Origin of the sequence: Paenibacillus sp. 1-18 (assembly GCF_000520755.1) — a bacterium.
Taxonomy (GTDB): Bacteria; Bacillota; Bacilli; order Paenibacillales; family Paenibacillaceae; genus Paenibacillus; species Paenibacillus brasilensis.
On sequence record NZ_ASSB01000330.1, the window covers coordinates 43,548 to 69,510 of the forward strand.

Here is a 25,963-nt window from a genome sequence, read left to right on the forward strand (position 1 = left end):
ACATATGCACAAGTGTGCCGAAGTGGGCTGCTAGAAGCTTACTGCGTCATAGTTCTTGTCCTCTCCGCATACAATGTGGACAAACGGGCGGGAGGATGAAGGGACCATGAGAAGGGCAAAGACAGCGGCGTGGGTTGTAGCCAGTTTGGCCATCACGCTGATCATCGGGCAGTTTAGCGGGGTTCGTGATTACATTGGTCAATTACGTGACGGACAAGGTACAGAAGTTAACGAGCCTGAGGCTGTAACAACGATGGCGGTTGCGGCTTTACCTGATAATGCGCTTATGCAGCGACTACGTACTGAAGCAGCCCGTCAGCGGCGGGAACCAGTTGATGCCAAGATCGACAGAGTATGGAAGGCTATTCCGGGTTATAACGGACTGGAGGTGGATCTGGAGGCGACCTATCGTAAAGCGATAAAGGCCCCAGACCGCCCAATCCAGTATGTGTATCGGCAATTGGCGCCCAAAGTACATTTGAACCAGCTGGGTAATGTGCCAATTTACAGGGGAAATCCCGAGAAGCCGATGGTATCTTTCATGATCAATGTGGCTTGGGGAAATGAGTATATCTTGCCGATACTGAATACGCTGGATCAGGAAAAGGTCAAGGCTACGTTTTTTCTGGATGGAAGCTGGTTGAAAAAAAATCCTGAACTCGCCAAGGAGATTCAAAAAAGAGGACATGAGCTTTCGAATCATGCCTACTCTCACCCCGATATGAGTCGTCTGAGTCGGGAAAGGGCCACACAAGAAATACAGAAGACGGAAGTGCTGCTTCAAGAAACTTTAGGCGTGAAAAACAACTGGTTTGCCCCGCCGTCAGGTGATTTTAATCAGCAAACAGTTGATCTGGCCGCAGAACTCGGACTCAAAACCGTGCTGTGGACATTGGACACCGTAGACTGGAAGCATCCGTCACCAGAATCGGTGGTTAATAAAATCAGCAGCAAGGTTGAGTCAGGCTCCCTGATATTGATGCACCCGACAGATTCCTCAGCGGCGGCTCTTAAAGGCATGATTCATGCGATTCGGAGTAAGGGACTCGTGCTCGGAACTGTCAGTCAGACGCTTTCCCCTGATCGGCAGCTGCCTGCTCCGGTTGAGTGAACGTCTTTTTTCTGTTAGGATTGAACATTATGGCAAAGTATGCAATTCAGTTTAGGAGGGCCAATCGTGGAAAGAATTCAACTCAAAAACGGCCTAAGAGTGGTCATTGAAAAAATTCCAACCGTGCGTTCAGTTTCTTTTGGTATCTGGGTTAAAACCGGCTCCCGGAATGAAACACCGAACAATAGCGGTATTTCTCATTTTATTGAACACATGCTTTTCAAAGGAACAGAGCGCTTCAGCGCAAAGGAAATTGCTGAGCAATTCGACGCCATCGGAGGAAATGTTAATGCGTTCACTTCGAAGGAATATACCTGCTATTATGCAAAAGTGCTGGATGAGCATCTGCCAATCGCGGTCGATGTGTTGTCTGATATGTTCTTTCATTCCAAATTGGATCGTGATGAACTAGCAAGAGAGAAAAATGTGATTCTTGAGGAAATCTCCATGTATGAGGACACACCGGATGATATGGTGCATGATCTTGTATCTCGGGCAGCTTATGGTGAACATCCACTGGCTTTTCCAATTCTCGGAACCGAAGGGCATCTGCTTGCTATGGATAGTTCACATCTCAGCCACTATATGAAGGAGCATTATACCATTGATAATACAGTTATCAGTGTAGCTGGCAATGTGGACGATCGACTGATCGAATTGCTGGAGCAACATTTTGGACACTTTGATAATCATGGCACCGCTTCGCCGCTGACAGTGCCTGCGTTTAACGGTGAGCTGCTGTATCATGAGAAAGCGACAGAGCAAAATCACATTTGCTTGTCCCTGCCCGGATTTGCAACTGGCGACGAACTGCAGTATGCTATGGTCTTGCTGAATAATGCGATCGGCGGCGGCATGAGCTCACGTTTGTTTCAAGAAATTCGGGAAAAGCGCGGGCTGGCTTATTCGGTTTATTCCTATCACAGCTCTCATGCAGATAGCGGCTTGTTCACGATCTATGCAGGGACGGCCCCTAAGCAGACGAAGGACGTGCTGGATTTGACGCTGGAGCTGCTACAGGATGTGGCTATCAACGGATTGGACGCTAATGAGCTTCATAAAGGCAAGGAGCAGTTAAAAGGAAGCTTGATTTTAAGTCTTGAAGGTACAGGCAGCCGGATGAACCGTCTTGGAAAAAATGAGTTGATGCTAGGCCGGCATTACACGCTGGATCAAATGATCGAACATATTGAGCAAGTGACGGCTGATGATGTGAACAAGGTGCTGGATCGGATGTTCTCGGAGCCGTTTGCTCTGTCGATGGTCGGAGCAAGTGATTCAGCGGTTAAGGATATGAGGAGGGACTATTTTGTTAACTTACGTTGAAATTAACAGACTTGAGGGCAATGAAGATATTGAGTTGCCTCGTAAAATGTCAGAGCTTGCATCCGGGTTTGACCTGTATGCAGCGGTACAGGAGGAGCTGGTGCTGGAGCCGGGCAAACGTTGCCTCGTGCCAACCGGATTTGCAATAGCGATGCCAGCGGGACTGGAAGCACAAATCCGTCCGCGTAGTGGACTAGCTCTCAAGCATGGTATTACCTGTCTCAACACACCGGGGACGATAGATGCGGATTATCGTGGGGAAATAAAGGTACTGCTTATTAATTTGGGCGAGGAATCGTTCACGATTACACGTAATGAGCGAATTGCGCAAATGGTATTTCAGGCTGTACCTGAGGTGGAATTGAAACAAGTAGACCAGTTGTCTGAGACAGTGCGTGGTGCTGGGGGCTTTGGCCATACAGGACGCTGAGTCTATGATCATTTTATGCATATAAATACACAAAAAAAGCTGTCCCATCATCATGGGCGGCTTTTTTTGCTTTTCACCCCTTTCCGGGCGCTTGCATAGAATAAAAGCATATCGTGTCTCGGAAAGGAGTGATCCGGATGCTAACAGGAATACGCATCCTTGTTTTGGGTGGCGATGCAAGGCAGCTTGAAGTCATCCGCAAATGTGTGGACATGGATGCTACTGTCAGCGTGGTTGGTTTTGATAAGCTTGAAGCGCCACTTAAAGGAGTATCACTAGAGCCATTGTCAGTCAAGCTGCTGGAATCGTCAGACGCGCTGATTCTGCCGGTTGTGGGATGCGATGAGGAAGGGAACGTGACTGCACTTTTTGGAGCGCAAAAGCTCCAATTTTTGAATGAGCATGCTGCTGCTCTTCCACCGCATTGCGTTGTGTACACAGGGATGGCGAGGACATACTTAAAAGATATTTGTAACAGGCACGATTTGAAGCTAGTGGAGCTGCTGGATAGAGATGATGTAGCCATATACAATTCCATACCTACGGCCGAAGGCGCATTGATGATGGCCATTCAGCATACAGATTTTACGATTCATGGTGCCGATTGCATGGTTCTGGGCATGGGACGGACTGGATTTACCATGGCAAGGGTACTGCAGGGCTTGGGAGCCAAGGTGAAGGTTGGAGTACGGCGGGCAGAGGAAGCGGCGAGAGCGGTGGGAATGGGATGGAGCCCTTTTATGACAAGGGATCTAGCGTGTGAGACACAGGGAGTTGACTTGATTTTTAATACGATACCCTCTATGATAATCACAGCGCAAATCCTGTCTAAATTGCCACTGAGCACCGTGATTATTGATCTTGCCTCCGCCCCGGGCGGATGTGACTTCCGTTATGCGGAAAAACGTGGAATTACGGCTGTGCTTGCCCCCGGCCTTCCCGGTATTGTTGCTCCCAAAACTGCTGGTACCATTATAGCGAATACACTGGTGCAGTTGTTAATGGAAGATAATCCTGAGCGGGGGGATGCACAATGAGTTGGCAAGGGAAAACAGTAGGTTATGCCATTACAGGCTCACATTGCACATTTGAAGAGGTAATGCCTGTTATACAGCGCTTTGTTGATGAGGGTGCTAAGGTCATTCCCATTATATCCAATACGGTACTAACAACGGATACTCGCTTTGGTAGTTCGCAAAGTTGGCAAAAACAGTTGAAAGATATAACAGGGAATGATATCATTTCTACAATTGTGGAGGCTGAACCACTGGGGCCCTCCCAAATGCTCGATGTGCTGGTGATTGCACCTTTGACGGGGAATTCGATGAGCAAGTTGGCGAATGCGATGACAGACAGTCCGGTTTTAATGGCTGCCAAGGCGCATCTACGCAATGGTGGTCCACTTCTTTTGGCCATATCTACTAATGATGGTCTGGGTCTGAATGCTGCCAATATCGCCAAGTTACTCGTAGCTAAAAACATCTTTTTTGTGCCGTTTGGACAGGACAATCCACTTAAAAAGCCAAACTCGCTTGTGGCTAATATGGAGCTGATTCCGGAGGCTGCTTACGAAGCAATGCAGGGCAAACAGCTTCAGCCGATGATTGTGGAACGCAAGACCCTATGAAGTACTATAGTTAACTGCTGAGCATCCCTCGCCTAGAAGATGATTCGATTATGTATCGGGTCTAATTTCTTGTTGGCGGTGGATGCTTTCAGAATAAAAAAATGGTTTTTTAGTCGAGAAGGGGAGATACACCAGATGAGCAATAGAAAGTTTAATGTAGCTGTCGTTGGAGCGACAGGCGCTGTAGGAGAACAAATCGTAAATCTGCTGGAAAAAAGAGATTTTCCTGTGGACAAAGTCAAATTTCTTTCTTCGCCTCGTTCTGCCGGCACGTTAATTAACTTTAAAGGTCAGCAGATTCCAGTAGAGATTGCTACCCCCGACAGCTTTGAAGGAATCGACATTGCCTTGTTTAGTGCAGGTGGAGACGTAAGTAAGGAACTGGCACCACATGCAGTTCGTCACGGGGCAGTTTGCATTGACAATACGAATGCATTCCGAATGGAACCGACAGCTCCTCTTGTAGTACCTGAGGTGAACAGCGACAAAATTGCCGAGCATCAGGGTATCATTGCCAACCCCAATTGCTCCACCATTCAGATGGTAGCTGCTTTGAAACCATTATATGATAAGTATGGCATTTCTCGTATAATTGTATCCACATATCAGGCAGTTTCCGGCGCTGGAAGTCGTGCCATTGATGAATTGAATCGTCAAAGTGCAGCGATCCTTCATGGTGAGGAAGTTCAGCCTGATCTGTTGCCGGTGGGTTCATTGCCAGTGAAGCATCAAATTGCTTTCAATGCTATCCCGCAAATCGATAAATTCCAGGACAACGGTTATACACTGGAAGAAATGAAAATGGTGCGTGAAACGAAAAAAATACTGGGTGACGAATCCGTAGACGTAACGGCAACATGTGTACGTATTCCTGTCGTATACGGTCACTCGGAATCTGTCTATGTAGAGCTTAAAAAAGATTATGATTTAGAAGAAATCCGCAATCTGCTTGCTTCAGCTCCTGGAGTAACGCTGGTGGACGATCCTGCTGCGCAGCTTTATCCGCTGGCATCCGAAGCTGCAGGAAAGCCGGATGTATTTGTGGGACGTGTACGCCGTGATTTGGGCAATAGCCGTGGATTAAATTTGTGGGTTGTATCCGACAATCTGCTCAAGGGAGCGGCATGGAACGCGGTGCAAATCGCGGAAATTATTGCTGCAAATGCGGAGTAACGTTCCCAAGGCAGGGAGTAAGATGGGGGAAGAATGATGGGTATTTTAGTTCAAAAATTTGGGGGGACCTCGCTGTCCACACCCGAAGCACGCCAACTTGTGCTGGGACATGTGAAGAGAGAACTGGAACAAAATGTTCAACTGGTTGTTGTTGTATCGGCCATGGGGAGGAAAGGAGAGCCTTATGCGACGGACACGCTGCTCGATTGGGCGGCGTCTAACGGCGATAGTCTTCCGAAGCGCGAACGGGATTTACTGCTGTGCTGTGGTGAAATCATTTCTGCTGCTACATTATGCAGCCTGATGGAGAAGGAAGGTATTCCTGCTACGGTGCTGACTGGTGCACAGGCAGGTTTTGTTACGGATGATCAATACGGCAATGCCCGTATTTTGGATATAAAGCCGGATCGAATTGTGGAAGAGCTGAATCAGGGCCGGGTCGTTATTGTGACAGGTTTTCAGGGACAGACGGCAAACGGTGATATGACTACACTGGGCCGGGGTGGCAGTGATACATCAGCCACTGCGCTAGGTGCTGCTCTTCATGCGGATATGGTTGACATTTATACGGATGTAAACGGCATATTGACCGCAGATCCGCGTATTGTAGAAAATGCCAAGCCGCTTTCGCATGTTAGCTATACGGAAATTTGTAATATGGCTCATCAGGGAGCAAAGGTTATCCATCCACGTGCTGTTGAAATCGCTATGCAGGCGAATATTCCGGTTCGTGTTCGGTCCACCTTTTCTGAAGGAGAGGGTACGCTGGTTACACACCCTGAAGGCTTCAAGGATGTGAAGGCAGACATCGTAGACCGTTTCGTGACCGGTATTGCGTATGTCGGCAACGTCACTCAAATTACCGTAGTATTAAAGCCAGGTTTGGAACATTTGCAGCTGCAGGTATTCAAAGCTATGGCTGAGCACGGAATCAGCGTTGATTTTATTAATGTCACTCCATCCGGAGCGGTTTATACTGTGTCGGATCAGGATGGAAGCAAAGCAGTTGAAGTATTGAACAATTTGGGTCTAGAGCCTAAGATTCTGGCCGGATGTGCTAAAGTTTCAGTCATAGGTGGAGGTATCAACGGGGTACCGGGCATTATGGCGACGATTGTAGAGGCATTAGCAGATTCAGATGTACAGATTCTTCAATCGGCAGATTCCAACACGACCATCTGGGTACTTGTAAAAAAAGATGATATGGTGCAGGCTGTACGCGCATTGCATAATAAATTCGAACTCCATCAGTAGGCGCATGTCCGTGCTCGGACTTGCAAAAAAAGGAGGCAGCATGGTGAACTTCGGCAGACTGATTACCGCGATGGTGACACCTTTTGATCAGCAAGGAGAGATTGACTGGGCTGCATTGTCCTCGTTAATTGATTATTTAATAGAAGAACAACATTCAGAGTCACTGGTCGTATCAGGGACAACAGGCGAGTCCCCTACTCTGAGTGATGATGAAAAAATCAAGCTATTTGCATTTGTTGTAGAAAAGGCAGCCGGACGATGTAAAATCATTGCCGGAACTGGAAGTAATAATACACGTCATTCAATACACCTGACCCGTGCCGCAGAGCAGGCAGGAGCAGACGGTGTGCTTCTGGTAGTGCCTTATTATAACAAACCGAATCAGGAAGGGATGTTCCGGCATTTTGAAAGCATAGCGAACTCTACTTCCCTTCCAGCTTTATTGTATAATGTTCCAAGTCGCACCGCAGCGAGTCTGACAACTGAAACGACGTTGCGTCTTGCACAAATCCCGAACATTGTGGGCACCAAAGAATGCGCATCACTCGCGCAGGTTACACAGATTGCAGCGGCAGCCCCAGAAGGCTTTGTAGTTTATTCAGGTGATGATGCGTCTGGACTACCCGCTATGGCTGTAGGCGCATACGGTATTATCAGCGTAGCCAGCCACGTGGTAGGCGCAGAAATGAAGCAGATGATCGAAGCACTTGTTGAAGGGCGTGCGCAGGAGGCAACAAAGTTGCATCAGCAGTTGTTTCCGGTTTTCAAAGGCTTGTTTGGCTGTCCTCATCCTCTGCCTAATCCAGTCGCTGTAAAATACGCATTGGAATTGCGGGATGTTAAGGTAGGTTCGGTTCGGCTGCCGCTTCTTCCTCCTACCGAGGAGGAAGCGGAGTTTATTAAGAAGTTATTTACTCGATAATTAAAAATCCCGCAGTGAGAGTTGACTCATAGTAGGAGTATATTGTCAGAGGTAATCCTATCAGCAAAACCGAGAGAATTTATAGCCTGAAGATCCTTCGGCATGAAGGGCGTTCTTATGGAGCGCCCTTTTTGTCGTGCTTTTAACCATCTGTCTAGATAAATGGACTGGACTAATGCTTTTAAACAGCGATGGCAAACCTAACGTAACAGACAGGATGACTTGTTTTTTCGTATTTTAATCATGTATAATGGGGTCAAGTGACTGGGTGCGGTATTTTTTTGAAAATTAAATAAACAAATCAAGGTACGACGTCCAACTACCATAGGAGGTTTAGATTCATTTGTCTAAAAAAACAAACAACGATAAATTGATGATTTTCGCTTTGGGCGGCGTCGGAGAAATCGGGAAAAATATGTATGTCGTTCAATACGGCAATGACATTGTCGTGGTGGATTCCGGTCTGAAATTCCCGGAAGAGGACATGCTTGGCATTGATATCGTTATTCCTGATATTTCCTACCTTACAGAGAACCGCGACAAAGTAAGAGGCATTGTGCTGACTCATGGTCACGAGGACCATATCGGCGGTTTGCCTTACGTGCTGAAACATTTGAATGTACCGGTATACGGTACCAAATTGACGCTGGGATTGGTGGAGAACAAGCTGAAGGAAGCGAATCTGCTTGGCGAAACCAAACGTATTTTGATCAATGCTGATTCCGAAATCAAGCTGGGTTCCACGCTGAAGGCCACATTCTTCAAAACAAACCATAGTATTCCGGATTCTGTAGGTGTATGCATTGATACTCCTGAAGGTGCTGTTGTTCATACAGGCGACTTCAAGTTTGATCATACTCCGGTTAACGGACAATATGCAGACTTACAGCGTATGGCTGAAATCGGTGCACGTGGCGTACTGGCTCTTTTGTCAGATAGTACCAATGCTGAGAAACCGGGCTTTACACCTTCGGAAAAGAGCGTTGGCATCGTGCTGGAAGATATTTTCCGTAAGTCGAGACAGCGTGTGGTTGTAGCAACTTTTGCTTCCAACGTTCACCGTATTCAGCAGGTTATTAATGCTGCGGAAGCGACAGGACGCAAAGTGACGGTTATCGGTCGCAGCATGGTTAATGTTGTAGGAATTGCTTCTGATCTGGGCTATTTGGAAATTCCAGATGGAATGCTGATCGAGCCTGAAGAAGTTGGCAAAATGTCGGCAGATCGCGTAGTTATTCTCTGCACAGGCAGTCAGGGCGAGCCAATGTCCGCTTTGACAAGAATGGCTCGTTCTACACATCGTAAAGTAGATATCCTTCCGGGAGATTCGGTTATTATTGCAGCTACTCCGGTACCTGGTAATGAAAAATATGTGGGTCGCACGATTGACGAATTGTTCCGTTTAGGTGCCAATGTATATTACAGCGCAGCTAATCCGGGGATCCACGTATCCGGGCACGGAAGCCAGGAAGAACTCAAGCTGATGTTGAACCTGATGAAACCTAAATTCTTCCTGCCAATTCACGGTGAGTTTAGGATGCAACGCCGTCATGCTCTTCTTGCTGAAGGAGTAGGTGTAGAGCCTGAAAATATCTTCATCACAGATATAGGTGAAGTCATTGAAATTCAGAACGGCGGGGCACGCAGAGCTGGTAAAGTTACAGCAGGCAACGTCCTAATCGACGGACTGGGTGTAGGGGATGTAGGAAATATCGTATTGCGTGACCGTAAATTGCTCTCACAGGACGGTATTCTGGTTGTTGTTGTAACGCTGAGCAAGCAAGATGGCACGATTAAATCGGGCCCGGATATCATTTCCCGTGGTTTCGTATATGTTCGTGAATCGGAAGGCTTGTTGGATGAAGCCAATCGTATTGTCTCAAGTACATTGCATAAACTCATGAGTGAAAATGTAAATGAATGGGCTTCCCTCAAGACAAATGTCAAGGATGCACTGGGTCGCTTCTTGTACGAGCAAACTCGTCGCAGACCGATGATCCTGCCAATTATAATGGAAGTGTGAGTCAATTGAAATTTGTTGGAAAACCTGAATTAAAAACTTAAGTCACAGGCACACAGTCGCCTCTCTCCCGCAGGAAATATTGGACGGTTTCCGCGGGTTGAGAGGCTTTTTTGGCTTTTTTAGCTGAGTCGAACGTATGGGAGTGGGTATAAAATATTCCATTTTCATCCCATACTATAGGGTGAATACGGGTCACATAGATGCGTAAAGCGAAAGGAAGATCACCCAATATGGAACAATACAGCAACTTATCATCTGGCAACGAGGAAACGGAAGCGCCGGATCAACCTGAAGTTGGGCAAAGACCTGCTTTACCTGCAATGGAGGCCTTACAGCAGTTGGGACAAACCTCCATGCCTGGAAGTGAATCCAATATTTTTTGCATGACGATTATCGGCCAAATTGAAGGACATCTCATTTTACCGCCTCAAAACAAAACGACAAAATATGAGCATATCATTCCTCAACTGGTCGCGGCAGAGCAAAATCAACGGATCGAAGGCTTAATGATATTGCTCAACACAGTTGGTGGTGATGTAGAGGCAGGGCTGGCTATTGCTGAAATGATCGCTTCCATGAGTAAACCAACGGTGACCATCGTCATTGGCGGAGGGCATAGTATCGGTGTGCCGATTGCCGTATCATCTACCTATTCCTATATTGCCGAGAGTGCGACAATGACCATTCACCCCATTCGTATGAGCGGACTGGTCATCGGAGTACCGCAAACGTTTGAGTATATGGAGAAAATGCAGGAGCGTGTCGTGCGTTTCGTCGTTTCCCATTCCCGTATCACGGAAGAGAAGTTCAAGGAACTGATGTTCAAAACCGGGGAATTAAACCGCGATATTGGTACAGCAGTTGGTGGAGCTGATGCAGTAAAATATGGATTGATGGATGCGGTTGGTGGCATCGGAGAGGCACTGAAACAGTTGAACACCATCATTGAAACACGACGCCAGCAAAACGGGATGCCAGGGACTCAGCAGCAGGCCCCATTTGCTTCTTTTTCACCCAATGCTACGGGTAGCCCTACAGGGACACTTTCAGGTGAGCATAATGGGGGGATGCCCCAATGACCTTATATACTGTGATGCCAATGGAAATGGTGTGGGAAGGTATGTGGAAGGAGCCAGAGGGGGTTGCTGAGGTTCGGGTGGATGGTTTGCTTATGCAGGTGCAGCCTCTCGAAAGTCGCCGAGGAGTCATTGTCCGATTGTTGGACTGTCCACTGGAAGCCTACCTGAATCCGCGTTATGAGCCAGGGAAAGTCATCGAGTGGTCGTAGAAGGTGTCGAATAACACAAAAATAGGTCGTGTATTGTTGAAAAAGAACATATGTGCGGATACCGAGTGACGTGGTATAATATTCTTCTGGGGGGTGACCTTGTATGTCCAGAAGAAGAAAAAAGAAAAAGAAAGCAGTGTTTGGCGGAGTACTAAAATTTGAAATTTACGGCATTGTGCTGATTACATTGGCGGTCATTGCGCTATCGGGTGAAGCGGCGGTTGGTCGGTCGCTATCCAAGATGTTCGGGCTTGTACTGGGAAAATTCTATTTTGTTATCCCTCTGATTGGCATTTATTACGGTCTGATGGTGATGATTCACCGTAAATGGCCGAACCAGTGGAACTCCCGTAAAACGGGATTGCTGTTACTGGTATTTGCCTTTACACTTATGAGTTCTATATCATCCATGGAGCAGCGTTTGGGGCCGATTAACGCGCTTCAGCCGGGCGGAGTGATGAGCCAAATACATATAGATATGCGTGAGCAGTTGCTGTCGCCTGACAAGCAAGGTCATACCTCCATGCTGAACAAGGATATTAGCGGTGGGTATGTCGGCGCATTGCAGCTTACCGTTCTGTTGTGGCTGTTCGGTCTTACAGGAGCCAAGCTGATTATGATTGTAATGTTTGTTATTTGCTTCATGCTCTTGACCCAGCTGTCTTATGTGGATTTGGTACGGATTGTACGAACCAAGCTACTGGCAGCAGGGGGGATCATACGAAAAAAGTGGAATGGTAAAGCTACTCCACTTTCGGCATCTGGCAGAAGCAATAGAAAAGTTAAGTCCGAGCCCATTCCTGCTTATGAGGAGGATATGGATGATGACTTTGAAGAAATGCAGCCTCCGGCAGGCAAGCAGCCGATTTTCTTTCAGTTGTTTGGTCTTAAAAAATCAGATAAAGCTGACAAGGAAGAGCATTCCGTCCACATGAATGAGGATGATCATGAGCCTCCATATGAAGCTGAGGTTGCACAACCCCATTGGAGAAACGCAGGTCATGGGGAAGAGCGGCCTGATATGGTCGAGCATGCTGAGGAGGAAGCTTCAACTCCGGTAAAAAGGTCACCGATTATTCGGGATTTCTTTGAACAGGTGAAGCATGAGGAAAGAAGATCAGCAGCTGAATCTGAGGAGTCTTTGGCAGGGGCAGAGCAGTCGGATTCTGTCTATGATGAGCGGCTGGATGATAACTTCACGGATGCTGCTGTGAACACAGATATGGATGATGCACCAGCGGCTCAGAGTCCAACGGGAGGTATTGAAGGACAAGCTCAGACGACTGCGACCGGACTAACTGGTGTAGAGACTGAAGGTGTCGATACAGCTATGCCTGCTCCACCGCCGCCTAAACCGTATAAGCTTCCATCGTTTCGTTTGCTGGCCAAACCGCAAAATACGGGCAAAGGTATGGGGCAGAAGGATTACATGCAGACGGCACGCAAGCTGGAGGCAACGCTGGAAAGCTTCGGTGTGCGGGCGAAGGTACTGGAGGTTGTCCGTGGACCTGCCGTAACACGTTATGAAATTCAGCCGGACATTGGTGTGAAGGTCAGCCGGATTGTGAGCCTGACGGATGATATTGCGCTTGCGCTTGCTGCAAAAGATATCCGTATGGAGGCTCCGATTCCTGGCAAATCTGCTATCGGAATTGAGGTTCCGAATAATGAAGTTTCCATCGTAACGATGCGTGAGGTAATGGAGACGACCGTTTTCCAGGAATCAGCTTCCAATTTATCTATTGCATTCGGACGTGATATTGCAGGTCAGACGATTGTCGGTAATTTAGCCAAGATGCCCCATTTGCTTGTAGCCGGAGCAACAGGCTCGGGTAAATCAGTGTGTATTAATGGGATTATCACAAGTATCTTGTACAAAGCAAAGCCAGATGAGGTCAAATTCTTGATGGTCGATCCTAAAATGGTGGAGTTGAACGTGTACAACGGAATTCCGCATTTGTTGGCTCCAGTCGTGACTGATCCGAAGCGTGCCTCACTTGCTTTGAAAAAAATCGTAGTTGAAATGGAAAAGCGCTACGAGTTATTTTCCAAATCAGGAACACGTAATATAGAAGGCTATAACAATCTGATGAAAGATAATCCGGCTGCATTTTTGCCTTACATTGTCGTTATTGTCGACGAGCTGGCGGATCTGATGATGGTAGCTGCCGGAGATGTGGAGGATGCGATTGCCCGGCTTGCCCAAATGGCGCGTGCCGCAGGCATTCATCTTATCATTGCAACGCAGAGACCTTCGGTTGACGTGATCACCGGAGTTATTAAAGCCAATATTCCTTCACGTATTGCCTTCGGTGTTTCTTCGCAGGTGGATTCCCGTACCATACTGGACATGGGCGGAGCCGAGAAGCTGCTTGGACGTGGTGATATGCTGTTCATGCCGATGGGAGCCTCCAAGCCGGTTCGCGTTCAGGGGGCGTTCATGAGTGATCAGGAAGTGGAGAACATCGTTAACTACGTGCGTGAACAGGGTGAAGCGCAGTATGATGAAACGCTGGTGCCGGAGGTGGGGGAGGTATCGGCTGATGCAGATGAAATGCTGGATGAGCTGTATGATCAAGCCGTCAACATCATTTTGGAAGCTAAGCAGGCCTCTGTATCTCTTCTTCAGCGCCGGATGAGAATCGGTTATACACGTGCTGCACGACTGATTGACTCTATGGAGGCTCGCGGAGTAATTGGCCCTTACGAGGGCAGCAAGCCACGGGAGGTATTAATCTCAATAGAGCAATATCAGCAAAATAAAGTTAGCTCCTGATTATTCGCTTTTATCCAGAACAACATTAAATCGCTGTTTGTACGCTTGGGTGGTTGCTTCAATGTGGCAACTTCATCCGTACAGACAGCGTTTTTTTGTGCTGTTTTTTCAGGTGTTGCGGCTGCTTGTTGAAAGAAGATTAAAAGGGTGAATAGCTTCAAGCGGAGCTTGTCATAATAAACGTAGCCATCCTGTTAATCCCACAAAAGAAAGGTAGATCACAGCATATGAAAAAGACAATGGTCTGGATTTGCACGGGTATTCTCGTAGCCTCGGCTATTACGTACACAGGGCTTTTAAAAAATGAATCTGTACAGCAGCACGCACAACAGAAAGTACAAGCGGCCCAGCCTTCTCAGCCGACATTTAGCTCAGAAGCGATCAATTTTGGTTCTTACGGTCAGGATGTATATGAGTTGCAATCACGATTGAAGCTCCTGGGCTTTTTCGGCGCTCAAGTGGACAGCCATTTCGGTAGCAGTACATTAAAGGCTGTCAAAGGTTTCCAAAAGGAATTTGGTATGACTCCAGATGGAGTGGTCGGAGCGAAAACAAAATTGAAGCTGGTGAACGCAACTCCGAATTGGAAGCCAACAGAAACTCCTTTGCACCGTAGCAACCAAGGCTCTGCAAAGGGTCAGACGACGGCTAATAATGATCAAAATGATGAAACGATGGGCTCGGCCAACACGATGGGACTATCTGAAAATGATCTTAAAATCATGGCCAATGCGGTCTATGGTGAATCCCGTGGCGAGCCGTTTGAAGGTCAAGTGGCCGTAGCGGCAGTTATTTTGAACCGGGTCAAATCCCCTAGTTTTCCAAACACACCATCTGGGGTGATTTTCCAACCGGGAGCCTTTACAGCTGTAGCTGATGGCCAAATCTGGCTCACGCCGAATGAAACTGCGCAGAAGGCAGTACGCCAGGCACTGAACGGCTGGGACCCAAGCGGAGGCTGCCTCTATTATTTTAATCCGAAAACAGCCACCTCCAAATGGATTTGGAGCCGTCCGCAGGTGAAGACGATTGGTGAGCATATTTTTTGCATGTAAACCGCCGAAGCAGCCGGAAGCTTGTCTCCGGTTGCTTCTTGGCTTTTGCATGGTTAGAATAAAGATTGGCACACTTTACCTCTTTACAGGAAAATGGTTCATAGCGGCTCATGCTAATAAAAGGCTAGACGAAATTGACGCCACAAAGGAGTTTTGGACTTGAACAAAACAGGTTTCGAGCGTGGCACGCGCAGACAATTAAGGATTCATGTACTGCCGACCAAACGCTTTAAGACGTTTGCCATATCGTTGTATGTAGGTACTCCACTCCGAGAGGAAACTGTAACCCGAGTGGGACTGACACCATTCGTACTGCGCCGGGGTACAGAATCATATCCGCAGACTACACAATTCAGAGAGCAATTAGAACAATTGTATGGCGCGGGCTTTGGATTTGATGTTTATAAGCGCGGTGACTATCAGATCGTACAATTTCGTATGGATACGATTAATGACAGCTTTGTAAACAGCTCGGACAGCTTGCTGGATCGTTCGTTTGCTTTTCTCGGAGAAGTATTAACAAAGCCAGCCCTGGAAAATGGCGCTTTTCAAACTGGATATGTTCAGCAGGAACGAGAAAATGTTCGGAAGAAGCTGGAATCTATAGTTAACGATAAAATGCGTTATGCCGCAGAACGCTGCTTGGAGGAAATGTGTAAAGATGAGCCTTATCGTCTGTACCCTCTCGGTCAGCGATCCGATCTCGAACATATAGATGCACAGGGCTTGTATCAGGCTTACGGAGAATGGCTAAATCATGCCAGCATGGATTTATACGTTGTAGGAGATACAACGCTGGATGAAGTTGAGAAGTATGTTGATCGGTATTTTCAGTTAAACCGTTCAGCGGAAACAGGGTATGCTCCCGAACAGCCCAAGTCGGTGGAGCGCGATATTCAAACAGTGGTAGAGCGTCTTGATGTGAATCAGGGCAAGCTCAACATGGGTTTACGTACCCCGATTACGTATGGTGATGATCGTTATGCTTCTGCTCTGATGTACAATGGAATTTTGGGCGGGTATCCGCATTCAAAGCTGTTCGTCAACGTGCGGGAGAAGGAAAGCTTGGCCTACTATGCCTCTTCGCGTTACGATGGTCATAAAGGCATTGGCACGATTCAGTCCGGAATTGAAATTCCTAATTATGAAAAAGCGGTTACGATTATTCGCAAGCAATTGGAAGATGCGCAAAATGGAGCGATTACCGAGCTGGAAATGACTCAAACGCAGGCGATGATTCGCAACTTGCTCAAGGAAATGCAGGACTCCGCTTTTGAAATGATTGCCTATGATTTTAACAGACAGCTTTCCGGTAAAGAGCGGACGGTAGATGAGCTGCTGAGCCAGGTGGAGGCTGTCAAGGTGCAGGATGTTCAGGATGCCGCCCGGACGTTCCGACTGGACACTATTTATTTTTTGAGAGACCAGAAGGGGGAATAACGGGTGGAGCACATACCTTATGAGCATTTGCAGGAAACGCTGTACTATGAAGTAATGGATAACGGCTTACACGTCTATGTGTTGCCCAAACCAGGTTTTCAGAAGACCTATGCTACTTTTGCGACAAAATACGGTTCAGTTGATAATCATTTTCGTGTGGAAGGTCAACAGCCGATCAAGGTGCCAGATGGCATCGCACATTTTTTGGAGCATAAAATGTTTGAAGAGCCTGAGGGCGATATTTTTGCTACCTTTTCTTCCAATGGGGCATCGGCTAACGCATTTACGAGCTTTGATCAGACCGTATATCTTTTTTCCGCAACCGAGCGTATTCAGGAGAACTTGACCACGCTGGTCAATTTTGTCCAGCATCCTTACTTTACAGATGAAAATGTAGAGAAAGAAAAAGGCATTATTGGTCAAGAAATCAATATGTATGGGGATAATCCGGACTGGCGGAGCTACTTTGGTCTGATTGAAGCATTATACAAAGTTCATCCGGTGCATATTGACATTGCGGGTACTGTTGAATCCATCAGCACGATCACAAAGGAAACGCTGTATAGCTGCTATGAAGCTTTTTATCACCCAAGCAATATGATTCTTTTTGTGGTCGGCGGGGTGGACCCGGCGGAAGTGATAGAGCTGGTGCGTAACAATCAGGCGAAAAAGGACTATAAGCCGCAAGGAGAAATCGAGCGGATTTTTGATGAGGAACCTACCACAGTTGCAGAACCGCGCCGTGAGGTGAAGCTGGCGGTTTCTCTGCCGAAGCTGCTGTTCGGATTCAAGGAAGCCAAGGTTGGTCTGACGGGTGAAGAGTTGCTGCGTGATGATTTGGAAACCAAGCTGATGCTTGATCTCCTTTTCGGTTCCAGTACAGAGCTGTATCAAAAGCTTTACGATGAGGATTTGATTTCGGACAGTTTTGGTCATGAATATAACTGTACGACTCAGTATGCTTTCTCTGCAATCGGCGGGGATACCAAAGATCCTGATCGGTTGCTGGCGCGAATACGTGAAGAGGTGGAGTCCATCCAGAAGCAAGGCTTCGTTGCAGAGCATTTTGAACGGGCACGCAAAAAGAAAATCGGTGGTTATTTGCGTACACTCAACTCACCCGAAAATATCGCGCACGAATTTACAAGGCATCGTTTTCGGGGGAGTGATTTTTTTCAGCTGCTTCCGATCTATGAAAGCATTACACTTGAGGATGTAAATCGCCGTCTCAAAAATCATATCCAGTGGGATCAAATGGCAATATCTCTGGTGGTGAGTCCGTAATGTCTAGGGAGAGGAAACCGATGACCATCAAGAACGGAGCATTAAAAGCCATAGGCGATACGACCGTGCTGATTACAGGAGCGAGTGGGGGAATTGGGGCGGCTATTGCCGAGCGTTTTGCCTCGGTAGGGATGAATGTGGTCATTCACTACATGAAGTCCCATGAAAAAGCGAACGAAGTTGCCCGTCGTTGTATGGTTTATTCGGGCAAGGTAATGACCGTGTCGGCTGATTTGCGCAGCAAGGAGCAGATCGAACGTATGCGGGAAAAGCTTGAAAATCACGGAATGAAGCCGGATATTCTGGTAAATAATGCTGGATTATCTCATTATGGACTGCTATCGGATGTGTCGGAAGCGGAATGGGACGAAGTGATGGCCGTCAACGTTAAGGGAACCTTTTTGTGCTCGCAGGCTTTTATGCCCCATATGATTTCTCAACGATATGGCCGCATTGTAAATGTGTCATCCGTGTGGGGAATATGTGGTGCTTCGTGCGAAGTGCTGTACTCCACCACCAAAGGAGGCATTAACGCTTTCACGAAAGCGTTGGCTCAAGAGGTTGCACCTTCCGGGGTAACAGTAAATGCTGTAGCTCCGGGTGCAGTGGATACCCCGATGCTGGATCATTTGGATGAGGGGGAAATTACCAGTTTGGAAGAAGAAATTCCTGCCGGGCGATTGGCTCGACCTGATGAAATTTCGTCCCTGGTATATTTTCTCGCACTTCCTGAGTCAGGTTATATAAATGGTCAGGTCATAAGTCCTAATGGAGGATGGGTGACTTAAGGAAAACAGCGCTTGGAGGAATCCACCAGTATAGTAAGCGTCTGAGAAGAGAATATTACAACTGTTGATTTTAAATCTGAATCATCTAAGGAGGATTTAAGCATGTCAACAGTCGTAAAGGATTTTGATGTTTGGAAAAAGTTCCTCGGTCAGCGTGTAGAGCAAGCGGAGAAGCTGGGAATCAGTCAGGATACCATTGCAGAGCTTGCTTATGAAATTGGTGACTTTCTGGATGAAAAGGTCGATCCAGCCAACCATTCCAACCGCGCACTGAAAGAACTGTGGGAAGTTGCCGATGAAAATGAGCGTCACACCATCGCCCGGTTAATGGTCAAATTAGCCAAAAGCAACGCATAAAGCAGGAATCCACATGAAAAGCTCCCTTTTGGGGGGCTTTTCTGTAATGGTTACAGACCTGTTCTTGTAATTCCATTGTAATTTATATATCATAAACGTGATTGAAGCATACAACTTAATGGATACCTTTCAGGTCTCAATAATTGGTTTTGTCGAATGATGTTATTTTATGATACAATAATGCTTTGATTGGAATTTTTGATGGTTTGAATCTGAATGAGGTGCTAACGTGACGGAGGAAACGAAACAGTGGTACATGGAGTACAAGATACATAAAAATCGACCCGGACTGCTAGGGGACATTGCTTCCATGCTTGGTATTCTGGGGGTTAATATACTGACGATCAATGGTGTTGAAGGCGAAAGACGGGGAATGTTACTGGAAACGGACGATGATGAGAAAATACGCATTCTCGGAGACACGTTGAAAAAGGCCAGCAACATTACAGTCACGGCCTTGCGTGCTCCGAGACTGGTCGATATATTGGCAGTAAGACATGGTCGTTACATTGACCGGGACTCGGATGATCGTAAAACATTTCGCTTTACTCGCGATGAGCTTGGGTTGCTGGTCGATTTTTTGGGTGAAGTATTAAAGAGGGACGGCAATCAGGTCATTGGCCTTCGTGGAATGCCGCGTGTAGGTAAAACGGAATCTATAATTGCCAGTAGTGTATGCGCCATGAAGCGCTGGACTTTTGTATCCTCGACGCTTCTGCGTCAGACAGTGCGTAGTCAGCTTTCCGAAGAGGAAATGAACCCGAACAACGTATTTATTATTGACGGGATTGTGAGTACGATTCGATCAAATGAAAGACATTATCACCTGCTTCAGGAAATTATGAGCATGCCAAGCACTAAAGTAATTGAGCATCCTGACGTATTTGTGCGTGAATCGGGATACAGCTTTGACGATTTTAATTTCATTATTGAACTCCGCAATAATCCGGCTGAAGAAATTATCTATGATACCTTTACAGCCAGTTATACAGAAGAGCTTTAAAAAAAAGCGTAATTATACAAGGAGATGATGACATGTCAGAACTGGGTCAGCAATTAAAGGAGGCCCGGCTGCAAAAAGGATTGAGCCTTGACGATGTTCAGGAAATGACGAAGATACGCAAACGTTATCTGGAAGCCATTGAGACGGGCGATTACAAAGTGCTGCCGGGAAGCTTTTATGTCAAAGCTTTTATTAAAACGTACGCCGAAACGGTCGGTTTAAATCCCGATGAGATTTTGGAAGGACATCAAAGCAATGTACCTGAACCAGAACCGGAAGCGGTCATGGAGCCTGTTACACAGAAACGCTCTAGCCGTCCCGCTACAATTGGGAATCTTAAGTGGTTGCCTACCGCGTTAATGTGGCTTTTTCTAGTTCTTATTGGTGGGGTTATTTATGCTTATTGGGTAAGCAACAATCATACAGCTCCAAAAACAGCAGAAAACACAACACCGATCACAACACCAAGTTCGTCTACTCCTGATACTACGAAGGGTGGAACTACGACGCAACCGCAGGACACAACACCAGCTCAACCGAATAACCAAACGACGGCTCCTAACGGTGGTGGCGGGAAAACCTCTGATACAGGACAGACAGGACAGACTCAGCCAGGTGGTACGGTAACTGATAATCCCAATGGAACCTCACCTGACAACAGCCAGCAGCCAAATACGACTGCGCCACAACAAGGTGTAACTGTGGCACAGGACGGCAAGCAAGGCAAAACGACGATTTTCAAGGTCTCTAGTGCGACTGGGGCCACGGTCAAGGTTGATATTAAAGCAACGGGCGAAAGCTGGCTTGAGGTGTACAAGGGACAAAACTCCCGTGGTGAAAAGCTGAGCTATGGTATGACTAAAAGCGGGGATGCCATGTCTTTTGATATTGGTCCCGAAGGTTTATATATCAAATCAGGACGTTCTTCTGCCACAGACATTTCTGTAGCTGGCCAGCCGATAACCGATAACAAATCGACTACTCGTGTACTGATACAGCAGGGAGAACCTTCTTCTACCGGAACAAGTGCCGGGGTGACGGGTTCACCTACAGATTCGACGACAGGCAGTAATACGGATTCTGCGCAAAGCAGTGCAGACTCTACAACTACGAACGGCGAATAAACATCTTCGTGCGAGTAAATACTAATGACTGTAATTCTTGGGATGCCAGTCATTTTATTTCCGCAAAGTGAGGTGTATACGTTATGACCGTCAGCTGGATTGTGACCGGACTGGGGATAATTGTAAGCTTGCTTGGCTATTATCTGACACCGAGTGCTTGGGGCTATGGCATACTGGGCTTTGGCCTTGCTCACATTGTGCTTGGAGTTTTGGATATGTTCCGAACTCCAACCCGCGTCCACTATTAGACATTTGGAATCGTGAAATGAAATAAAGGCGCTTTTGTCAGTGAAACTGGCAAGAGCGCCTTTTTAGTGAGCGGATTATTGGATTTTTGCAAATGACTAGCCTATAATTAGATATTGAACTTTGTTGTGGAAAGGGAAGTGAAACGATGGCTTCAGAAAATTCATTTGATATCGTCTCCAAAATGGATATGCAGGAGTTAACGAATGCCGTTCATCAGACGGAGCGTGAAATTGAAACACGGTTTGATTTCAAGGGGAGTAAAAGTAGCCTAAAGCTTGAGAAAGAAGCTCTTACGATTGCATCGGAAGACGAATACAAGCTGAATGCGGTGATTGATATTTTACAATCTAAAATGGTCAAGCGGGGATTGTCTCTTAAAAATGTGGAGTTTGGCAAGTTGGAACCAGCTTCTTTAGGTTCAGTGCGCCAACGTCTTACGCTCAAGCAAGGGATTGACCAGGATAATGCCAAAAAAATTAACATTCTGATTCGGGATTCCAAGCTAAAAGTGAAAAGTCAGATTCAAGGTGATCAAATTCGCGTGACCGGAAAAAGCAGGGATGATTTACAGGCGATCATTCAATTGCTGCGTAAAGCTGATTTGCCATTGGAGCTCCAATTTACGAACATGAAATAAAGCCGTTTCCCTCAGGCTTTGTGTAGGAAAAAACGTTGCTTGATGTGAGGCAGGTTATTTTGACATGCGTTTTGCACCATATTATACTTGTAACGAAAATGCAGACAATTCAGGTGTACAGCGCTTGTCGGAAGCGATTTACATAGGATTGAATTCAATCCGAAAACTGCCATTTGTAATCAAGTACGATAATCAGGGGAGAGTGTGTTGTGAATTTACCCAACAGAATTACAATTACGCGGATTTGCCTAATTCCGGTGATGATGCTGGCTTTGCTGGTGGATTTTGATTTTTATCCGCCGCCGATTGAGATCGGAGCTTTTAAGTTGCCGTACAATCAGCTGATTGCGGCTATCATTTTCCTCATAGCAGCCAGCACGGATGGTCTTGACGGATACTTGGCACGTAAAAATAACATGGTCACCAATTTGGGCAAGCTGTTGGACCCCCTTGCTGATAAGCTTTTGGTAACCGCCATTTTGGTTTCTTTGGTAGAAATGGGCAAGATTGATTCGTGGATTGTTGTTGTGATTGTTAGCCGTGAGTTCGCGGTTACGGGTCTGCGTCAGATTGCCTTGCTGGACGGTTCAGTGGTCGCTGCAAGCAATTGGGGCAAATTAAAGACGATCATTCAGATTGTTGCTATTGTAGCGCTGCTCATTAATAATTTCCCGTTTGTTTTTCTGGGTATTCCGTTTGATTTAATAGCGATGTGGGCGGCTGCGTTAGTTACCATTTATTCGGGTATAGATTACTTTGTGAAGAATATTCATTTGCTGAGTTCCTCCAAAGTTTAACAGGATACATTTTAATGGAAGCAGCAATAGGGACCATACTTATTGCTGTTTCTTTACATAATTCCCACAACATTTGCAGTACAGGAGGAAAATGATAATGAAAGCTGAAATCATCGCAGTAGGAACAGAATTATTGCTTGGACAAATCGTGAACACAAATGCTCAATATCTGTCCCAAGAGTTGGCCGCAATCGGAATTGATGTATATTTTCAGACTGTAGTTGGCGATAACATGGATCGGCTTCAGGAAGCGGTACGGCTGGCTCAGAAGCGTGCAGATATTATTTTGTTTTCCGGTGGTTTGGGACCAACTCAGGATGATTTGACCAAAGATGCGATAGCTGCTGTACTCGGACGAAAATTGCACATAGATCGTCTTGCCATGGACAAGCTCGAACAGTTTTTCCGCAACCGTGGGGTAGAAATGACCGAGAACAACCGCCGGCAGGCGCTTTCTATTGAAGGGGCTACTCCGCTTGAAAATGAGACAGGATTGGCTATAGGAGACGCAATTGCACAAGATGGTAAATTCTATGTAATTTTACCTGGGCCTCCTAAGGAACTTAAACCGATGTTTGAAAATCAAGCGAAGCCTTGGCTGCTTCAGCAGGCATTAAGCGGTAAGGAAATGCCGATTTATTCGAAAATGCTAAAATTTGCAGGGATTGGTGAGTCCGCGCTGGAAACCCGGCTTCTAGATCTGATTCAATCTCAGACGGACCCGACGATTGCTCCTTATGCCAAGGAAGGGGAAGTCACGATCCGCATATCCACCAAGGCTGCTAGTGAAAGCGAAGCATTAATCAAGCTGACAGTTGCGGAAGCAGAGATTCAACAACGTCTTTCCGAACACATGTATGCAAGCGAGGATGTCACGCTGGAGAAGGTCATCGTGGATCTGATGTCCAAACGCGGGCTAACGGTTAGTGCTGCGGAAAGCTGTACAGGCGGGATGCTGATGGAACACATTACTTCCATACCGGGCAGCTCTGTAATGTTTCAAGGTGGCATCGTGTGTTATTCCAATGAAATGAAGATGAAGCTGCTTAACGTTCCTTATGATTATTTGGAAGGGGATCATGCGCCCGGCGCAGTGAGCAAGGAAGTGGCCCTTGTGCTTGCAGAACAGGCAAGAATGGTCATGGACAGCGATTTCGGACTTTCAGTCACAGGTGTAGCCGGACCCGGATTTTCCGAACGAAAGCCTGTGGGCTTGGTATATATCAGCATTGCTGAACGGGACAAGGAAACGGAAGTATATGAGCTGAATCTCAGCGGAAACCGTGAAACAATTCGTCTGCGATCTGTCAAAGCAATCCTGTACAGATTGTGGCGAAGATTGGTGGAGAACGAGAAGCTCTCCTAATGATGTAGAAATGGCGAATCGTAGAGTTGTTTTTGATAGACTATTCATGATATAATTATAGTATCGGAAGAACCGTTGCAAAGCTTTTTGCCTGCGGTTCTTTTTTTATTTTAAGAGACGGATGCAATTATAGTAGAGAACCGGCTGAGCAAAAAAACGAATGTATGTTCGAAAAAATGCTTGGCAAGCGTGTCAAAACAAGGTATTATTAAAGTACAAACAATGAAGGATGTGAGTTTATTGTCAGATCGTCGTGCTGCGCTGGATATGGCGCTCCGTCAAATAGAAAAGCAATTCGGTAAAGGTTCCATTATGAAGTTGGGTGAGTCCACTCACATGCAAGTGGAAACGATCCCCAGTGGTTCAATTGCTTTGGATATTGCGTTAGGAACGGGCGGCTTTCCAAGAGGCCGGATTATTGAAGTTTATGGACCGGAATCATCCGGTAAAACGACAGTAGCTCTTCATGCTATCGCAGAGGTGCAAAAAACAGGCGGACAAGCCGCCTTTATCGATGCCGAGCATGCGCTTGATCCGTCGTATGCGAGCAAGCTGGGTGTCAATATTGATGAACTGTTACTCTCACAACCAGATACAGGAGAACAGGCGCTGGAGATTGCCGAAGCTCTTGTACGTAGTGGAGCAGTAGACATTATCGTCATTGACTCTGTAGCGGCACTTGTGCCGAAGGCAGAGATTGAAGGCGAAATGGGAGATTCCCACGTCGGTCTTCAAGCACGCTTGATGTCGCAGGCATTGCGTAAGCTGTCTGGAGCCATTAATAAATCGAAAACCATTGCTATCTTTATTAACCAGCTGCGTGAAAAAGTAGGCGTTATGTTCGGTAACCCTGAAACCACACCAGGTGGACGTGCATTGAAGTTTTACTCAACAGTACGCTTGGATGTCCGCCGTATTGAAAGCTTGAAGATGGGGAACGACATTGTGGGTAACCGCACACGTATTAAAGTCGTGAAGAATAAAGTTGCCCCTCCTTTCCGTCAGGCGGAAGTGGACATTATGTACGGTGAGGGTATTTCCAAAGAAGGCAGCTTGATCGACATCGGTACGGAGCATGACATTGTCGACAAGAGCGGAGCCTGGTATTCCTACGAGGGCGAGCGCCTCGGTCAAGGACGTGAGAATGCGAAACAATTTTTGAAGGAAAATCCGAACATTGCTAGCACAATCGAGCAAAAAATTCGGGTGGCGAGTAATTTAATTACGACGGTTGCTCCACCGACAGAAGAAGAGTTGGCGAAGGAAGCTAAAGAAGAGCAGGAATTGCTAGAGCTTGAATAAGCTTGGCTGAATCTTGGTTTCTGTTCTGTCATGTGAACTGGAGCCTGGGGATTATGGCACAGTCCGTTTGAATAGCATAATTCTGATGCCCTGCACAGTTGTGCAGGGCATTTTTGCATCGAACGCGGCCTGTTCTGTCAGTGGAATCTAACTTTTGCGTGGCAAGCGCTCTCAGCTTGCCTTCGTGAATTTCAAAGTGAGGGAAGCACATTGCAATTGCAGAATGAAGATGAATATAGCTCGGAGGAAAATGAACAGCAAGGTATTTCTCATTTTCCGGATAACGAAGGATTGATGATTACCAAGGTGGAGCAGGGACAGGGGCGCATACGGGGAAGATATATTATTCATTTCGGCCCGTATTCACTGTCCGTGTTGGAAGATGTAATGATCAAGTACAATATGTTTAAAGGAACGTCATTCGACAAAAAAGAATTGGAAGATATTGTTCTAGCAGATGAAAAGCAGCAGGGTTACGTATATGCGCTCCACTATTTGGGGCGAAAGCCGCGTACACGTCAGGAAATTGCACAGCGATTGGTGCAAAAGGAACTGAATCAGGCTGTTATAGAAGAAGTGTTGGCGCGACTGGAAAGGGAACGGCTCGTGGATGATGATTTGTACGCCCGCC

The 25,963-nt window shown here is 46.7% G+C and carries 24 protein-coding genes and 1 pseudogene; all 25 read left to right on the plus strand.

The window, feature by feature from the left end; genetic code table 11:
• Nucleotides 1-106: 106 nt before the first annotated feature.
• Nucleotides 107-1,111 carry a polysaccharide deacetylase family protein gene (locus L693_RS0121545; RefSeq protein WP_025719865.1) on the plus strand — a complete coding sequence of 335 codons (1,005 nt, stop codon included), beginning with the start codon at nt 107-109 and terminating at the stop codon, nt 1,109-1,111.
• Nucleotides 1,112-1,177: 66 nt separating this feature from the next.
• Nucleotides 1,178-2,437: a M16 family metallopeptidase gene (locus tag L693_RS0121550; protein WP_025719867.1), complete on the plus strand. Its 1,260-nt coding sequence runs from the start codon at nt 1,178-1,180 to the stop codon at nt 2,435-2,437.
• Nucleotides 2,421-2,867 (plus strand): dUTP diphosphatase, encoded by a 447-nt coding sequence (gene dut, locus L693_RS0121555; RefSeq protein ID WP_025719868.1) that lies wholly within the window; start codon nt 2,421-2,423, stop codon nt 2,865-2,867. Before L693_RS0121550 ends, dut begins: the two co-directional genes overlap by 17 nt.
• Nucleotides 2,868-3,004: 137 nt before the next feature.
• Nucleotides 3,005-3,904, plus strand: coding sequence for a dipicolinate synthase subunit DpsA (dpsA, locus tag L693_RS0121560; RefSeq protein ID WP_025719870.1), 900 nt, complete (start codon nt 3,005-3,007; stop codon nt 3,902-3,904).
• Nucleotides 3,901-4,494: a dipicolinate synthase subunit B gene (locus L693_RS0121565; RefSeq protein ID WP_025719871.1), complete on the plus strand. Its 594-nt coding sequence runs from the start codon at nt 3,901-3,903 to the stop codon at nt 4,492-4,494. The genes dpsA and L693_RS0121565 overlap by 4 nt, the downstream gene beginning before the upstream one ends.
• 135 nt (nt 4,495-4,629) lie before the next feature.
• Nucleotides 4,630-5,667, plus strand: coding sequence for an aspartate-semialdehyde dehydrogenase (locus L693_RS0121570; RefSeq protein WP_025719872.1), 1,038 nt, complete (start codon nt 4,630-4,632; stop codon nt 5,665-5,667).
• Between the two features lie 36 nt (nt 5,668-5,703).
• Complete coding sequence (gene dapG, locus L693_RS0121575) at nt 5,704-6,921, plus strand: aspartate kinase (RefSeq protein ID WP_025719874.1); 1,218 nt, start codon at nt 5,704-5,706, stop codon at nt 6,919-6,921.
• 40 nt (nt 6,922-6,961) lie between these two features.
• Nucleotides 6,962-7,843: a 4-hydroxy-tetrahydrodipicolinate synthase gene (gene dapA / locus L693_RS0121580; RefSeq protein WP_025719876.1), complete on the plus strand. Its 882-nt coding sequence runs from the start codon at nt 6,962-6,964 to the stop codon at nt 7,841-7,843.
• Between the two features lie 343 nt (nt 7,844-8,186).
• Nucleotides 8,187-9,866, plus strand: coding sequence for a ribonuclease J (locus L693_RS0121585; protein WP_025719878.1), 1,680 nt, complete (start codon nt 8,187-8,189; stop codon nt 9,864-9,866).
• Nucleotides 9,867-10,096: 230 nt separating this feature from the next.
• On the plus strand, nt 10,097-10,945 hold the full coding sequence (locus tag L693_RS0121590; protein WP_025719880.1) for a ClpP family protease: 849 nt from the start codon (nt 10,097-10,099) through the stop codon (nt 10,943-10,945).
• Nucleotides 10,942-11,154: a YlzJ-like family protein gene (locus L693_RS0121595; RefSeq protein ID WP_025719882.1), complete on the plus strand. Its 213-nt coding sequence runs from the start codon at nt 10,942-10,944 to the stop codon at nt 11,152-11,154. Before L693_RS0121590 ends, L693_RS0121595 begins: the two co-directional genes overlap by 4 nt.
• A gap of 103 nt (nt 11,155-11,257) precedes the next feature.
• A complete protein-coding gene (locus L693_RS0121600) occupies nt 11,258-13,930 on the plus strand; it encodes an FtsK/SpoIIIE family DNA translocase (protein ID WP_025719884.1) in 2,673 nt (890 codons plus the stop codon).
• Nucleotides 13,931-14,157: 227 nt separating this feature from the next.
• On the plus strand, nt 14,158-14,985 hold the full coding sequence (gene sleB / locus L693_RS0121610) for a spore cortex-lytic enzyme (RefSeq protein WP_025719885.1): 828 nt from the start codon (nt 14,158-14,160) through the stop codon (nt 14,983-14,985).
• Between the two features lie 159 nt (nt 14,986-15,144).
• Nucleotides 15,145-16,425, plus strand: coding sequence for an EF-P 5-aminopentanol modification-associated protein YfmF (gene yfmF, locus L693_RS0121620; RefSeq protein WP_025719889.1), 1,281 nt, complete (start codon nt 15,145-15,147; stop codon nt 16,423-16,425).
• A 3-nt stretch (nt 16,426-16,428) separates the two neighbouring features.
• Nucleotides 16,429-17,709 (plus strand): EF-P 5-aminopentanol modification-associated protein YfmH, encoded by a 1,281-nt coding sequence (gene yfmH, locus L693_RS0121625; protein ID WP_025719891.1) that lies wholly within the window; start codon nt 16,429-16,431, stop codon nt 17,707-17,709.
• A gap of 20 nt (nt 17,710-17,729) precedes the next feature.
• On the plus strand, nt 17,730-18,497 hold the full coding sequence (gene ymfI / locus L693_RS0121630) for an elongation factor P 5-aminopentanone reductase (protein ID WP_025719893.1): 768 nt from the start codon (nt 17,730-17,732) through the stop codon (nt 18,495-18,497).
• A gap of 102 nt (nt 18,498-18,599) precedes the next feature.
• The gene (locus L693_RS0121635) at nt 18,600-18,854 is read left to right on the plus strand and encodes a DUF3243 domain-containing protein (protein WP_025719894.1); all 255 of its coding nucleotides are present in this window, start codon (nt 18,600-18,602) and stop codon (nt 18,852-18,854) included.
• Between the two features lie 229 nt (nt 18,855-19,083).
• The gene (locus L693_RS0121640; protein ID WP_025719896.1) at nt 19,084-19,857 is read left to right on the plus strand and encodes a DUF3388 domain-containing protein; all 774 of its coding nucleotides are present in this window, start codon (nt 19,084-19,086) and stop codon (nt 19,855-19,857) included.
• A 32-nt stretch (nt 19,858-19,889) separates the two neighbouring features.
• A complete protein-coding gene (locus L693_RS0121645; RefSeq protein ID WP_025719898.1) occupies nt 19,890-20,981 on the plus strand; it encodes a helix-turn-helix domain-containing protein in 1,092 nt (363 codons plus the stop codon).
• A gap of 83 nt (nt 20,982-21,064) precedes the next feature.
• On the plus strand, nt 21,065-21,229 hold the full coding sequence (locus L693_RS30760; protein WP_167518738.1) for a hypothetical protein: 165 nt from the start codon (nt 21,065-21,067) through the stop codon (nt 21,227-21,229).
• A gap of 146 nt (nt 21,230-21,375) precedes the next feature.
• Nucleotides 21,376-21,867, plus strand: coding sequence for a YajQ family cyclic di-GMP-binding protein (locus L693_RS0121655; protein ID WP_007430096.1), 492 nt, complete (start codon nt 21,376-21,378; stop codon nt 21,865-21,867).
• A gap of 209 nt (nt 21,868-22,076) precedes the next feature.
• The gene (pgsA, locus tag L693_RS0121660; RefSeq protein WP_025719900.1) at nt 22,077-22,664 is read left to right on the plus strand and encodes a CDP-diacylglycerol--glycerol-3-phosphate 3-phosphatidyltransferase; all 588 of its coding nucleotides are present in this window, start codon (nt 22,077-22,079) and stop codon (nt 22,662-22,664) included.
• 97 nt (nt 22,665-22,761) lie between these two features.
• Nucleotides 22,762-24,030 (plus strand): competence/damage-inducible protein A, encoded by a 1,269-nt coding sequence (locus tag L693_RS0121665; RefSeq protein ID WP_025719902.1) that lies wholly within the window; start codon nt 22,762-22,764, stop codon nt 24,028-24,030.
• Between the two features lie 240 nt (nt 24,031-24,270).
• On the plus strand, nt 24,271-25,332 hold the full coding sequence (gene recA / locus L693_RS0121670) for a recombinase RecA (RefSeq protein WP_025719904.1): 1,062 nt from the start codon (nt 24,271-24,273) through the stop codon (nt 25,330-25,332).
• Between the two features lie 210 nt (nt 25,333-25,542).
• Nucleotides 25,543-25,963: pseudogene (locus L693_RS0121675) on the plus strand (regulatory protein RecX); the annotation flags it as partial.

Coding starts and splice junctions, on each gene's coding strand:
- ymfI (WP_025719893.1), top strand. CDS start 17,730: ATGACCATCAAGAACGGAGCATTAAAAGCCATAGGCGATACGACCGTG.
- L693_RS30760 (WP_167518738.1), top strand. CDS start 21,065: ATGACCGTCAGCTGGATTGTGACCGGACTGGGGATAATTGTAAGCTTG.
- L693_RS0121665 (WP_025719902.1), top strand. CDS start 22,762: ATGAAAGCTGAAATCATCGCAGTAGGAACAGAATTATTGCTTGGACAA.
- L693_RS0121545 (WP_025719865.1), top strand. CDS start 107: ATGAGAAGGGCAAAGACAGCGGCGTGGGTTGTAGCCAGTTTGGCCATC.
- dapA (WP_025719876.1), top strand. CDS start 6,962: ATGGTGAACTTCGGCAGACTGATTACCGCGATGGTGACACCTTTTGAT.
- sleB (WP_025719885.1), top strand. CDS start 14,158: ATGAAAAAGACAATGGTCTGGATTTGCACGGGTATTCTCGTAGCCTCG.
- L693_RS0121645 (WP_025719898.1), top strand. CDS start 19,890: ATGTCAGAACTGGGTCAGCAATTAAAGGAGGCCCGGCTGCAAAAAGGA.
- dpsA (WP_025719870.1), top strand. CDS start 3,005: ATGCTAACAGGAATACGCATCCTTGTTTTGGGTGGCGATGCAAGGCAG.
- dapG (WP_025719874.1), top strand. CDS start 5,704: ATGGGTATTTTAGTTCAAAAATTTGGGGGGACCTCGCTGTCCACACCC.
- L693_RS0121595 (WP_025719882.1), top strand. CDS start 10,942: ATGACCTTATATACTGTGATGCCAATGGAAATGGTGTGGGAAGGTATG.
- L693_RS0121655 (WP_007430096.1), top strand. CDS start 21,376: ATGGCTTCAGAAAATTCATTTGATATCGTCTCCAAAATGGATATGCAG.
- L693_RS0121570 (WP_025719872.1), top strand. CDS start 4,630: ATGAGCAATAGAAAGTTTAATGTAGCTGTCGTTGGAGCGACAGGCGCT.
- L693_RS0121600 (WP_025719884.1), top strand. CDS start 11,258: ATGTCCAGAAGAAGAAAAAAGAAAAAGAAAGCAGTGTTTGGCGGAGTA.
- L693_RS0121635 (WP_025719894.1), top strand. CDS start 18,600: ATGTCAACAGTCGTAAAGGATTTTGATGTTTGGAAAAAGTTCCTCGGT.
- L693_RS0121590 (WP_025719880.1), top strand. CDS start 10,097: ATGGAACAATACAGCAACTTATCATCTGGCAACGAGGAAACGGAAGCG.
- L693_RS0121565 (WP_025719871.1), top strand. CDS start 3,901: ATGAGTTGGCAAGGGAAAACAGTAGGTTATGCCATTACAGGCTCACAT.